This window comes from Variovorax sp. WDL1, assembly GCF_001541225.1.
In the GTDB taxonomy this organism is placed as follows: Bacteria; Pseudomonadota; Gammaproteobacteria; order Burkholderiales; family Burkholderiaceae_C; genus Variovorax.
The window spans coordinates 27,026-39,741 of record NZ_LMTS01000128.1 but is presented as its reverse complement, the minus strand read 5'-3'; the positions used below and the strand labels follow the sequence as shown (position 1 = coordinate 39,741).

General features: G+C 67.4%; 13 protein-coding genes and 1 tRNA gene. All 14 read right to left on the bottom strand.

All coding sequences use genetic code 11. From position 1 onward, the window contains the following. Positions 1–85 precede the first annotated feature (85 nt). The 14 genes from APY03_RS17460 to APY03_RS17395 all read right to left on the bottom strand — a co-directional run bounded on the left by APY03_RS17460 (position 86) and on the right by APY03_RS17395 (position 12,687). A complete protein-coding gene (locus APY03_RS17460) occupies positions 86–1,132 on the bottom strand; it encodes a major capsid protein (protein WP_068678485.1) in 1,047 nt (348 codons plus the stop codon). Positions 1,133–1,203: 71 nt separating this feature from the next. Continuing rightward, on the bottom strand, positions 1,204–2,130 hold the full coding sequence (locus tag APY03_RS17455; RefSeq protein ID WP_068678483.1) for a head decoration protein: 927 nt from the start codon (positions 2,128–2,130) through the stop codon (positions 1,204–1,206). A 27-nt stretch (positions 2,131–2,157) separates the two neighbouring features. Further along, positions 2,158–2,787, bottom strand: coding sequence for a hypothetical protein (locus APY03_RS17450; protein ID WP_068678481.1), 630 nt, complete (start codon positions 2,785–2,787; stop codon positions 2,158–2,160). Between the two features lie 23 nt (positions 2,788–2,810). After that, the gene (locus APY03_RS17445) at positions 2,811–3,686 is read right to left on the bottom strand and encodes a S49 family peptidase (protein ID WP_068678479.1); all 876 of its coding nucleotides are present in this window, start codon (positions 3,684–3,686) and stop codon (positions 2,811–2,813) included. Between the two features lie 10 nt (positions 3,687–3,696). Next, positions 3,697–5,352, bottom strand: coding sequence for a phage portal protein (locus tag APY03_RS17440; RefSeq protein ID WP_068678478.1), 1,656 nt, complete (start codon positions 5,350–5,352; stop codon positions 3,697–3,699). Then, complete coding sequence (gene gpW / locus APY03_RS17435; protein WP_068678476.1) at positions 5,352–5,624, bottom strand: gpW family head-tail joining protein; 273 nt, start codon at positions 5,622–5,624, stop codon at positions 5,352–5,354. The genes APY03_RS17440 and gpW overlap by 1 nt, the downstream gene beginning before the upstream one ends. Beyond that, positions 5,624–5,824 (bottom strand): hypothetical protein, encoded by a 201-nt coding sequence (locus tag APY03_RS17430; protein WP_068678474.1) that lies wholly within the window; start codon positions 5,822–5,824, stop codon positions 5,624–5,626. Before APY03_RS17430 ends, gpW begins: the two co-directional genes overlap by 1 nt. 9 nt (positions 5,825–5,833) lie before the next feature. Then, positions 5,834–7,942: a terminase gpA endonuclease subunit gene (locus APY03_RS17425; RefSeq protein ID WP_068678472.1), complete on the bottom strand. Its 2,109-nt coding sequence runs from the start codon at positions 7,940–7,942 to the stop codon at positions 5,834–5,836. After that, positions 7,939–8,520 carry a hypothetical protein gene (locus tag APY03_RS17420; RefSeq protein ID WP_068678469.1) on the bottom strand — a complete coding sequence of 194 codons (582 nt, stop codon included), beginning with the start codon at positions 8,518–8,520 and terminating at the stop codon, positions 7,939–7,941. The genes APY03_RS17425 and APY03_RS17420 overlap by 4 nt, the downstream gene beginning before the upstream one ends. 240 nt (positions 8,521–8,760) lie before the next feature. Continuing rightward, positions 8,761–9,384: a hypothetical protein gene (locus APY03_RS17415; RefSeq protein ID WP_068678467.1), complete on the bottom strand. Its 624-nt coding sequence runs from the start codon at positions 9,382–9,384 to the stop codon at positions 8,761–8,763. After that, a complete protein-coding gene (locus APY03_RS17410; RefSeq protein ID WP_068678465.1) occupies positions 9,384–9,746 on the bottom strand; it encodes a hypothetical protein in 363 nt (120 codons plus the stop codon). Before APY03_RS17410 ends, APY03_RS17415 begins: the two co-directional genes overlap by 1 nt. Beyond that, entirely contained in the window at positions 9,746–10,393 is a 648-nt protein-coding gene (locus APY03_RS17405; protein ID WP_068678463.1) for a phage tail fiber protein, read from the bottom strand. The genes APY03_RS17410 and APY03_RS17405 overlap by 1 nt, the downstream gene beginning before the upstream one ends. Positions 10,394–10,396: 3 nt before the next feature. Further along, positions 10,397–12,040: a hypothetical protein gene (locus APY03_RS17400; RefSeq protein ID WP_068678461.1), complete on the bottom strand. Its 1,644-nt coding sequence runs from the start codon at positions 12,038–12,040 to the stop codon at positions 10,397–10,399. A gap of 570 nt (positions 12,041–12,610) precedes the next feature. Beyond that, positions 12,611–12,687: transfer RNA gene (locus APY03_RS17395), tRNA-Met, on the bottom strand. Between the last annotated feature and the right edge of the window lie 29 nt (positions 12,688–12,716).

The following is a 12,716-nucleotide window of genomic DNA, read 5'->3' as shown; positions in this document are numbered from 1 at the left end:
GGGGAGCCGATCGCGGGCAGGAATGTGACAGGCTCGCCGAAGACGCCGTGCAGCGGCCCCAGCACCAGCGAATCCCAGTCGACCATCAGGCGCCCGCTTTGCCGGAGAGCAGCACCTCGGGGCGGGTGCAGATCAGCAGCGGGTAGGCGTACGCCTCCATCTTCCACCACATGCGGCGCTGGGTGTCGAAGATGGGCAGCACGTAGACCGGCTTGCCCGGGGTGTTGACCCAGTCGACGGTCTCGCCGGGCGCCATCGCTTCACGGAAGACGCCAGGGGCGCCCACCGGGAAGAACTTGACCTTGTCGTCGGCCAGTTTCACCGTGCTGTTGTCGTCGGAGCCACGGTAGTTCATCCAGGTGATGCCACCGAACTCGAACTCGTCGAAGGCCGCGCCGGCATTGCCACCGCGGATCTCGCGCGCGTCGTTCCAGTTGACGAAGGTGCGGATCACGTCCGGATGGTTCACAAAGCTGTCGTAGAACGTGTCACCGCACAGGCCGTAGACCTTGGTCGTCGGCATGAAGGCGCCCTGCGCCTTGCGGGCCATGGTGCGCTTGATTGCGTTGCAGATCGGGCGGAGGCTGTTGGCAGTGCCGGCCGCCAGGTTGAACGCGATCTCGGCTGCTTGGGTGATCTGGAACTCGTCGAACCAGTTGTACAGCGTGCTGCCGTCCTTCGGGTCGAGCATCAGGCCCTGGATGGCACCGAGGCGGAGATACTCCTTCGTGTACTCGACGCTGGCCAAGAGGCCCGTGGGGCCGCTCAGGCGCCGCGCTACCTCGGTCTCCACCTGCATGAGGATCGACTCGGTGCCGAACTCGCGGATGCCCTGCAACTCGTTCGCGTAGAGCGTGTCGTCATGCATCAGGCGCGGCACCTCGAAGTAGCGCATCTTGCGCTTCTCGGTCTGCCGTTGGGTGCCCTCGGCGCCGCGCTCGCTCAGCGGGATCAGCACCAGCTTGCCGGTGCGCTCTTCGATGGCCAGGGCCGTGGTGCGGATCGGGTCCGGGTCGAACAGATCCAGGTTGCCCAGCCCAACGGGCTGGTAGGGGTTGCGTTGGACAGCTTCCGTGAGCGCAATCGCTTTGAACGGGTCCTGATTGAAGATGTCGAGGATATCGCCAGCCATGATGTTTCCTTTCGGGAATGAAGAAAGGCGCCCTCAGGCGCCCTTGGCGGGTGTTGTTGGGATGGACCTGATCAGCGGGCGAGGATGCCCAGCGTCTTCAGCTGCGCGAGCGCACTGGTGACCTGTGCGGCGCTCGTGCCAGTCGGGTAGATCAGCTCGGACGCATTGACCTCCGCGTGCCGGGTGATCGCGAGAGCCGGCTTGTCGCCGCTCGTCACGTTCTTGCCGTTGAACAGGATGCCGGCGACGAACTGCGACCCGTCGGCGTTGGCCGGATCCCAGGGTTTCATCTTGTTGGTGCCCGCGGCGACGGTCACTGTGAAGCTGTCGCCCGGCACGAACGCGGTGCCACCCGCCGTGATGGTGAAGCCGAGGCCACCAGCAGCGAACGCCACACCAGTCGTACCGTGGCCGACCTCGGAGCCCAGCGGGTCGTTCACGACGAAGTGCGTCGCGTCGTTGAACTCGACGGTGTAGGCACCGGCGACGGGCGCGTAGCCCTTTGCCGACAGCGTACCCAGCGTGCCATTGCCGGTGTTCGTGCCAGGCGCCGAGCTGATGCCCGGGGTTCCCACGTTCTGCACCGTGGTCACGGTGAACGAGTCGCCTGCGACGAACGCGGTGCCACCGGCAGTGATGGTGAACACCACGCCGAGGTTGCTGAAGGCCACGCCGGTCGTGCCAGCCGCAACAGCACCGTTCGGCGCCGTCACATTGAACGTGGTGGCACCGGTGAACAGGATGCTGTACACGCCGATCATGGTCGGCTGCGACACGGTCGTGATCGCGCCGAAGGTGCCATTGCCGGTGTTGGTGCCGAGCGCGGCAGCCACGGCCGCGGCGCCGGCCGTCAGCTGGCCCAGCAACGTGCCGGGCAGCACGTTGGCGCCGCCGGTCAGCACGATGGAGTCACGCGAGATGTGCCCATTGGCCTCGCTGACCATGAAGCCGCCGTCGTGGTAGTTCTCGACGAGCGGGGTAACGGTGGGGTTTCCCATGATGAATTCCTTTCGGGGTTCGGTGGATTACTTGCGCTTGGGATTGGCCTTGGCGAAGGCGCGGTCCCAGCCCGCAGCGGTTGCCTGCGGGCCGCTCGGGGCCGCAGCGTTGCCAGCGGCAATGCCGGGATTTCGTGCGGCACGGTTGGCGTTCACGTGGGCACCGGCCGCCGCAGGCGTCGCCTCGAGCACGGCCAGGGCTTCGGTGCGGCTCACGCGGGTCTTGAAGGCCAGGTTCGCGGCCAGCACCGGGTTGGACGCGGCAGCCTTGTGGCTGAAGATCGCGGCGCAGCGCGCCTGCTCGCGCAGCCGGGCCTGGGCCACGGCGGACTTGCCACGCATCTCCTCGTCCTTGTCGTCGTCGCCCGCCTTGGCGCTGGGCTTCTCGTCCTCGTCGTCGTCCTTCTTCTCGGGATCGTCGCCTTCGGCCGATTCGTCCTCGTCCATGGCCTCCATGCGGGCCGCGTACTCGTCGTCGGATTCGTCGTCGCGCTTCTTGCGATCGTCGTCGCCTTCGGCCTTGGCTTTCGCCTTGTCTTCGTCCTCGTCCTTCTTTTCCGGATCGTCGCCTTCGGCGGAGGCCTTGGCGGATTTGCGGGCGAGGCCGCCCAAATGGGCGAACGAGAGGGCGCTCGCCACCTTGCTGGAGAGTTTCATGTGTGTTCCAGGTGGATGGTTGATCAGCCCAGCTCGGCGAGCAGGGACCGGAATGCCTCGTCCGGTGCCATGACGGCATCGGCGAAGCCAATCTGGACGCCGGCGGCGCCCAAATACGTTGCGGCCTGGGTGTTGCGCACCTGGGCCGTGGAAATGTTGCGGTTGCGCGCGACGGTCTCGACGAAGAGCTCGCCCATCGCATCGACATCGGCTTGGAAGCGCTCCAGCGTGGCCTTTTCCAACGGGCTGTATTCGTTGCCGTCAGCCTTGCGCGCACCGTAGGTGATCAGCGTCACCGCGATCCCGGCCTGCGACAGCGCCTTGCTGAAGTCGACGTGCGCGCAGATCACGCCCACCGAGCCGGTGCCGCCGGTGCGCGGGACCACGATGCGGTCTGAGGCGCTCGCGATGGCGTAGGCGGCCGAATAGGCCGACTCGGTCAGGATCGACCAGATGGGCTTCACGCCGCGCGCGGTGTAGATTGCGTCGACCAGGTCGAAGCAGCCAGAGACCTCGCCGCCAGGGCTGTCGATATCGAGCACGATCGCGTGCACCGAATCGTCCTCGAGCGCCATGCTCACCATGGCCCGGATGCCGTCGTAACCCATCATGCCGCTGTAGGGCCGCAGGGTTCCCAGCTTCTGGACCAGCGTTCCCGTGACGGGAATGATCGCCACTCCGGCGACCACCTCGTAGCCGCGGTCGGTCTCGGCCGGCCCGGAGAACTCGTCGTCATCGCTCCAGGCGCCCAGGCTCACCTGGACGCCGTCGGCGCGGAACAGCTTGGCGATGCCGAAGCGATCGGCAAGGGCCGACATCACGATCTCGATCTTGCCGGGCGTGATGGCCAGGGGCGTGTTGAAGAGCCGCTGCGCGAGGTGCGGATAGTTGGGGACCATGGTTTCCTTCTCAGCGCGCCTGCGGCGCTTCTTCGGGCCGACCCGCCTCGGCCGCGGCGACGGCGCCGGCCCATTCCGGCAGCTGCAGCCCGAGAGCCTTGAACTTCTTCACCTCGATCGCGCGCTGGTCGAGCACCTCTTCCCAGTCGTTGCCCTGCTCTGCAGCCTCGGACATCAGGGTGGACAGGCCGGCGTCCATGCCCATGACGGCACCAGCCTTCTCCTTGACGGGGTCGATCCAGCCGCGGGCCGGGCCGAGCCAACCGCAGCGCGCGTAGGCGGTCGCCGCTTCGACGAAGTCAGGCGCCCCGCTCGGCAGCGGCAGCTCGCCCTTATCCATGGCCTCCTGCAGCCACACGGCATACATCGGCGAGGCGAAGTTCGCGGCGAACTCAGTGCGGCGGCGGACCAGCGTCTTCCACGACTCCATGAGCGCGGCGCGCGCGCTGCTGTAGTTGGTCTTGCTCCAGTCCTGGGTGACCTGCTCGGCACTGATGCCCGCGGCCGCGGCGAACGTGCGCAGCATCTCGTGAGCGAAGTCAGCGAAGCCCGTGTGCGGGTGCGCCGAGCTCACCGATTCGATCTTCTCGCCAGGCGCCAGCGTCGGCACGCGCGCGCCGTCGAGCATGGCCGGCCGCTCCTTGTGGAAATCGCTGCGCAGCTGCTGGTACCGACTCAGCTCGTCATCGCTCGCAAGCGCGTCACCGACCTGGGCCGGGTCGTACGGGCTCACCACGTAGGTGCCGAAGGCAGAGGCAATGGTCGCGGCCTGCAGCTCGACGCCGTAGTAGCGCGCGAGCATCCTGAAACGCGCGAGCACCGGCGTGAAGATGCCGACGCCGCGGTGCTGGCCCGCGCGGTCGCGCTCGAAGTCCAGAATCACGCGGCGCCACCCGTCCTCGTCCTCGCACTCGATGCGCTCCCATGTGTTGGCCTCGATCGCGTTGTACCAGTCGTTCGGCTCCGCCTTGCGCACATGGATCGCCTGCGACACGCCGTGGTCATCGATCTCGACACCGCCGCGCATGTACTTGGTGTCGAGCATGCCGAACGGGTTCGACAGCCGATCCGGGTCCACCAGCAGGAAGGAAGTCGCGTAGTCGCTGCCGCCGTAGCCAACACGCTCGGGCATCCAGTACGACACCGCCAGCGCGTCGCCATCGATCAGCTTGTGGCGCATGCCCAGGCGGAACATCTGCCCCACGGTCAGCTGACGGTTCACATCGTTGAATCGGCCGATATGCTCGGAGAAACCGCGCCACAGGGCCTCGGCCGCCCGCTGGTATTCGTCCGCCCACACGGCATCGAACTTCTTGCCGAAGCGAATCCGCAGCGCGCGATAGTCCGGCTTCGCGGCCAGCCGCAGATGCGTGCCGACCGTGTTGTCCAGGATCCGCATGATCCCGCCACTGGCCCAGCCGTCATTGCGCGCAAGGTCCCGGCTGCGAGCGACCATGCGGTCGCGGAACTGGTTGATCTCGGCGTCGGGCGACCGGATGACGGGCAGCCAGTCGCCCATCTCCTGCGTCTGCCAGTTCGAGGACTCGTAGGGGAACGAGCTGGAACCCATGCTCAGCAGCTGGCCAGGCACCGGGCCATAGCCGGATGCGCGGCGGTTCGGCGACGATGGCGCCATCGGGCGCCCTTGTGCATCAAGGATGGTCATCAGAAGAACGGGCGCAGGGGCGCGCGACGATTGATGCGCTGGGCGCCAGTGAGCTGGTCGATCTGCGTCTGCACGCCGAGGATCGCCTGCGTCAGATCGGCGATGTTCGCCTGGGTGTACGTCACCGCGCGCGCGCCATCCCCCTGGGTGTACGACGCAGTCACGACCTTGGCGCCCGCCATCAGGTCGAGGTATGCCTGCTGCAGCGCCGCCAGGCGCAGCTGCAGGACCCCGACGTCGATGCCGTCGAGGATGCTGGTGCGGCGGAACATCAGGCGAGCTTCGAGATGAGTTCGGAGGGCTTCGCGCGCTCCAGGGCCTCGATGCGGTTTGCACGCACCTTCTCGGCCACCACGCGCACGAGCGCCTCCATCGGCACCCTCATGACCACATCGCCCTTGGTGATCTCGACGTCGCCCGTGAAGTTGTCGGCGACCGCGAAGGCCACCTGACCGACTTTGATTTGTGCCATTCGTTTCTCCTACGCCAGCTTGCTGACGATCGATTTCTTTTCGGGGCGCTTCGCTGCGCTCGGTGGCGGGGCATCGGAGCCGGTCACCAGCTCGAGCTCATCGTCCTCTTCCGCCGGTGCATCCATCACCAGCGAGTTCTTGTCCCACTCCGCGGCCCAGGCCGGCGGCCGCTCCCAATTGATGCGGCTGAGACCATGGAGGTGCGCGATCGCATGCGCCATCACCATCAAGTCCAGCTTCTCGTTCCTCGCGGAGGGCTGCGCCTTCTCCCAGCGGCCATTGGCCAGCCGGTGCTCGGACACGACCTGCTCGAACCAGGGATGCGGCGCTTCCTTCGCGCGCAGAGCCCAGGGGAAGTGCACGTACCAATCGCCGGGCTCGCCGCGCTGCAGCTGGCCGGCCAAGTCGTCCTTGAACATGTTCGGGTTGAACTGCGCCTGCGGCACCGTGCCGCCGCCAGCCTTCACGTTCGCGGCGCGCGAGGTGTCGGGGTAGACCACCGCCAGCCGCGGCGCATTCAGCGTGTTCGCACCTTTCATCGGGATGATCGACCAGGCATCGCGGCCGGCGATCTTCCCGAACAGCTTCACCAGCTTCTTGCTGCGCCAGCGGGCCCAGGCCGCGTAGGCCTGCTGCGTCACACCGGGCTGGCCCATCGAGTCGAACCCGCTGGCCTTGATCGACATGCGGCGCCCGCTGCCGTCGGCCAGGGGGTAGGTTTTCTCCATCACCTGCCGGCGCATCTCGTCCCAATCCTCCGGCGATGTCGCCGGGTCGGCCGGGATCCGGCCGCCGTCGATGACCCAGCTCTCGCCCTTCACGCCCCAGCCGCGCACCAGCCATTCGAAGTGCGCCAGCTGGCAGTCCACGGTGGCGGTCAGGAACCGCACACCCTCGGGCACCACCTGCAGCCGCAGATCGTGCTCGGCGCGATCAGCCAGGTCGTTCGCATCGATCGAGCCGACGCTGCGCGGCGGCGTGTACGGGATGCCCCACTGCTTGACCAGCACCTGGCGCAGCGTCAGGTCCTCGCCCGACACCTCGAGCTCGCGCTGCGCCTTCACTCGGGCCCTGGCCAGGCCACCGATGCCGCCCATGATGAAGGGGCTCATTGCACCGACGATCCAGAAGCCGGCGGTCTTGCGCTTCACCAGCTCACCGGTCACGGTGCCGTCCTGCGCGATCTCTTGGCCATCACCGATCCAGCCTCGGAACGGCGAATTGAAGGCCGCGCGATTCATCGCCCGGCGGTGGTGATCCTCGATCAGGCAGCCATTCACCGGGCACACCAGCCGGGCCTCAGCCTCGATCTCGTCGAGCGTGCCCTCCTCCGGGTACTGCAGCGGCATGAAGCGCGACGCGATCGGCACCGGGCTCGACCAAGCGCCGCAGTGCGGGCAGGGCCAGTACCAGACGCGGCGGTCGCTGTCGCCGTAGATCGCCATGATCCCGGCCGACCAGTCGCGCTCGGGGATGAGCCCGCGCGCCAGGTCAGGGTGGCTCAGCGCCAGCAGCGTCGACTGCCGTCCGAAGGTCTGGCGCCGCACATCGAGCAGCGCCTTCACGTCTCCCAGGGACGCCGCGTAGGCGTCCACCTCGTCTGCCACGATCCGCGGCGCCGACTTGTTGATCAGGTTGCTGTGGGCAGCTGACAGGAACTCGACCCGCATGCCCTGGAACTGCTTGAAGTGCAAGCTGTCGTCGACCGGCCGGCTGCCCAAGCGCACGCTCATCACCTCGTGCGCGTCGATCATGGGATTGATCCGGCCCTTCACGAAGGCCTCCAATCCCGGATCGGTCTGCATGTACCAGAGCATGTCGCCCGGATCTGTTGCCACTGACTTCAGCAGCCAGTTCTGCGCGATCTCCGTTTTGCCGCTCTGCCCGGGCCCGACCACTCCGACGGTCTGGTAGTCCAGCGAGTTGAGCACGTCCATGGGCTCGACCAGGTATGGCGCCATGTCGTGCGTCCAGCGGCCGACGTAGCCGCCACCCTGGTTCGACAGCTGGCGGTGCACCAGCGCGTAGTCGCTGACCGACTGCCGCGGCGGGGGCAGCAGCAGATCCAGCGCGCCGATCGCTACCTCGGCGGCTGACCCATAAGAGCTCTCCCTCATTTCGCCTTGGCCAGCAGCATCTTCAGGTCGGTGACCATGTTCTGCCGCAGCTCATCGACCATCGCGCGCACCACGTCGCTCGCCTCCTCCTGCAGGCCCAGGCGCTTCGTCACCATGTCCGAGAGGCTGTCGAGTCCCTTGCCCAGGCGGGCCAGCATGGTGCCCAGCACCAGCCGCATCTCCTCGGCCTCGACCAGCTCGCGCCGATCCTTCCGCAGGCTGTCCTCGACGCGCGCGGCCTGCGCATTCTTCAGGCGCTGGCTCGCCGTGCTCTCGCCGCGGTGGGCTGCACCTGGGGCATCGGCAACGTCGCCGGCGTACGGCACCTCTGTCTGCGCAGGCACCGCGGGCGCAGGCACCGGGGCTGGCGCTGGCTTGGCCACGGCGTTCCCATCCAGATAGGCGACCACCGCGTCGAGATCGAACTCCCAGCCACCTGCGCGCGTGCCGCGCCGGCGCACCGGAAACGCCGCATCGTTCTCCAGCCGGCGATCCAGCCGCGGGCGGGTCCAAGCGAGCGCGGCGACCAGCTCCGCCTTGCCGACAACCGAGGTGCCGGCCTCCTTGTTCTTCTGCATGTCCGCCTCCTCCGAGCGTGTAACGCGGGCCATCGCGCCGCGTCGTCGCCCAGCCGTCGGATTGCCGCTCCTCATTCGAGAACCGGCCGTGTAACGCGACCGTGTAACGCTGTTTTTTTCGTTACACGGTCCCGAAGATCGCGCGCGCGCAATGCCCGCGTTTGACAGGGGGCTGGGAAGGACCCGCCCCGATCGCCCTCAGGCCTCGCCTGCGCCCCGTCGTGGTGCACCCTGGTGGGGTCAGCGTGCGGTCGCGATGGCCCGCGCCAGGGCGATGCCCAGCTCGCGGTTGAAGTGCGTGCGGACCAGCAGCTCGGCACGCTTGCGGTAGTCCAGGTGCTGCGTCGCCTTGTGCGCATCGCCGAAGCGGATCAGCAGCTTCATGCTGGCGGGCTTGCCCTTGCCTGCAGGGATGCGCTGCCACACCCCGTTGATCTGCTGCCCGCCCTTGCCCTTCACCTTGCCCACGAAGGTATTGCCCTTAGCCTTGAGCTGCGACAGCTTCGTCTTGGCCAAGTTGCCGTACTGGTTGAGCGGTGCACCCACTGGCTTCAGCAGGGCTCGGCTGTTGAGCTTGTTGCTGCCCCCGAACTCGTAGGGCTCCAGGTAGGCAGCAGCGATGTCCTTCACGAACACCAGCGCCTCGAGGTTGTCCTTGCGCGCAGCGCGCACGCCAACCGCATTCACGGTGAAGGGCGTGGGCCGGTCAAACACCGAGCCCATCGCCACCTGCTCGCCCTTCTGCACGATCTTGGCCAGGGCCGTGAGCGCCTTGGCCGTAGCGAAGGGCATCTGCTGGTAGGCCAGATTGGACAGGGAGCGCTCGATGCGCTTCACGTCGACGCGCACCGAGATGTTGATCATCAGGCAGGCGGGTTGTCGATCAGCCGCAGGATGACGGTCGCCTCCAGCGCGGGGTTGTACGCGTTGGTGCCGTCGACTGTGGTCACCAGCAAAGGCCGAAGCGTGCACAGCAGCCAAGGCCGGCCGGCAGGAATCGCGCCGCCGCTGATCTGCACCTGCACGACCTTGCCGATCGCGGCCACACGGCCATCCGGATAGGCGATCGGCGCTGCGTTGATGGCAGGCAGGCCGAAGGAGACGCCGCCCTGGTCAGCAGTGATGCCGGTGACCGACTGGATGGTCTCGGTGGGCGCCAAGAGCCGCGTGCAATCGATGTCGAACCACCGAGCCTCCGCAGTGCGCTTGTCGAGCACCTCGGTCATCAGCTGCCCAGCTTGAACGAGAGCGCCGCGGCCGCGATGGTGGGCGCCGGGTCGCCGGTGCTGATCGAGGTCTTGAGCGCGCTGAGCGGTGCCCACGACCACATGTTTCCGGCAGAGCTCGCGTCATAGACTGCGACGCCCCAGATCGCACCGCCCGCCGGCACCCACTGGCCAGTCGGCGTCGGGAAGGTGATCACCCCGTTGTTCGAGGTCTGCCCGCCCGTGCCGCTCGAGGCCGTGGTGCTGCCAGCGGCCTGGGTGCCGGCGTAGTTGGCCAGGGATGCCGTGACGGAGGCGCGCGCATAGCTGCCGCCCGTGCATTCGACCACGGTGCCTGCGTCCACGGCCGCGCTCTGTTCCGTCAGCACGGCCGTCCCATCGGTGATCGCCTCGCCCAGCGCGCCCGGGTAGAGCGTGCTCTGCGCTGCAGCCGTGGTGCCCGCGGTGGTCACCTTGTAGAGGTGAATGATCCCGTCGTTCGCCGTGACGGCGACGGTGTCGTTCAGCGCGTAGGCCGTCGAGTTGGCGCGCGCGCCCTTCGTGCAGGTGAGCAGCGCGTGATACAGCGTTGCCGGCGCGCCGAGCGCCTGCCCACGGTAGAGGGCGTCGGTCGCCTTGTTCTGAGCGAAATCGGAGAGTCCGGACATGGGTTACCTCTTTTCAATGAACCAGGTGGCGGGTCGCGCGTCGGACCTGACGTCTTGCCTGCGCGCGTCAACCGTCCAGCGCCATGGCCTCGGATCGACCAGCCAGCGATCACCTGGTGCAGGCGGCGGCGGAGGCGTGGTGGTCAGCGTGCATGCGCCGGCCGATGCTGTGTGCGCACTGGCACGGATGTAGATCTGCGTCGAGAGCGCAGCAGTTGCTGATGCGAAGGTCCTGGCGCTGGCCGCGAAGCTGATGCCAGTGCTGAGCGCCGCGCTACCGGCCGACCTCGAGGCGCCAGCTGCAGCGATCGGAAGGGCTGTCGTCAGCGTGGCCGAGGCCTGCGTGGGCGAGTTGGCCGCCGCCGAGATCCGAATGCCCGTCGTGAGCGTGGCGGCCGCACTGGTCTTGGTAACACCGGCAGCCGAGATGCCCACGCTGGGCGTGGTCAGCGTTGCAGCACCAGCGGACGGGGTCATCCCGGCCGCCTGGATCGCAATGCCTGTGGTGAGCGTCGCAGCGGCACTCGATGGCGTCAGGCCCGCCGCGCTGATCGCGCCGCTCAAGGCCAGTGCGCCGGCGCCCGAGCTCGGCGTCACGCCGGCCGCCTGGATGGCAATGGTAGTCGTCAGCGACGCGGCACCTGTTGATCGGCTGACCGCTGCGGCCTGCACACCCAGGCCTGTGGTCAGCGTGCCAGCGCCTGAGCTCCTGCTCACTGCAGCCGCTGCCAATGACAGGCCCGTGCTCAGGACGGCAGCGCCAGTCGACCGAGACACGCCCGCGCCAGCGAGGCCGATCTGCGTCGTGAGGGTTGCAGCGCCTGTGCTCGAGGTTCGCCCTGCGCCGGCGACCGCCAGCGTTGAGGTCAGGGTCGCAGCGCCCGAGCTGCGCGAGGCACCAGCACCAGCAACAGCAAGGCCGGTCGTCAGCGCTGCGGCGGCGCTGCTGCGCGTAGCTCCGGCACCGGCAATATCGATCGAGCCTCCGCCGCCCGCCGACTCGAAGAGAACGATGGTTCCCGAGAACGCGACATCGGCGCCGCCAGTCCAGGTCCAGGAAGCACTTTGCGAGCCCGTCGCGCTCAGACTCTTGTAAGCGAAGTCGTAAGAGGCGTCGGCCGAGTTGTTGTCGGAGCGATCGGCGTCCGTGTAGCCAGCAGGCGCCGAGAGGCCCGAAACTCCGCCGCTATCCGGATGCCCGATGACGAGGGCGATGGCATCGGCAACGGTGTTCGAAACTGATGGCGTCGAGCCCGGCGAGGCCTGCGAAACCGATGTAGCCGTGCTGTGCGCGCCGAGCGTGCAAGGCGGAAGCTCGAAAAGAGTGATCGCCCCGTAGCTGTCGCTGGGCAGCGCAGCTGCGCCTGAAAAGTCCGCCGTGTGTGAACCGGCCGAAGCTCCCGTCTTGTAGAAAACCGCGTTGACAGGTCGATAGGACGTGATCGCCGGGCCGGGGCCACTAGGCGTCTCTGCAGCAGTCCACCCGGCGGGCGTGGGCAGCGCCGGCGGCAAGCCGGGGTTTGGCGCCGATGCAGCCGTGATGAGGCAGACGAGCGTGTTGCCCGCCGTGACCCCGGTGATCGTGCGCGAGGTCGTTGTGACCCCGCTGAACTTCTGCTGAGCGGTCTTCTGAACGACAGCAACCATTTAGAACCCTTTCACAGGGCCGGACACGCCCCCGGCGTCCTGGGAGGAGGAGCTATGCCGGGGGCGGACACGGGGCGCACCGTTTACCCACGGGGAAGCGCTGGGGCCAGAGCGGGTGCAACAGAGCCGCCAGGGAGGGAAAGGCGGGGCTGCGGGGGGGATGGCGCTGGATTTATTTCCGGGACTACACTCCGATCCAACTCGGAGGCTGAGGGATTCAGTCGAAAAGCCAGGGTGCTGATACCGCCCGTTGCCGCCCCATCAGGTGGCTCAAGGTGCGTCGGCGGAAGCCCCCGGATGGGACAAGCCGAAACCGGCAAGCCGAACGCTCGATGCCATCCTAGGCAGGCTGAAAGCTAGTGCCCGGCAAGGCACGATAAAAATGCCGACCCTCATGAAGTTGGCGGGCCCGCCAGCGAGAACTACAGGTGCGAACCAATATGTTCAAGCTGACGTTGCAGTGTGGAAAGCTGAAGATCGCGATAACCGTTCCGGCGGCCGTGATTGTGGCGATCCTGATCAAGCTGCTTTGATGGAGGGGGGCGGGGAGCAATCCCCGCCCTCATCTATTGGTTGCGGTGGTCGGCTTCGATCCGACGACCTCAGGGTTATGAGCCCCGCGCGCTACCTGGCTGCGCTACACCGCTGAAGAGAAGCGCCCCGGCCGCGAGCGGCT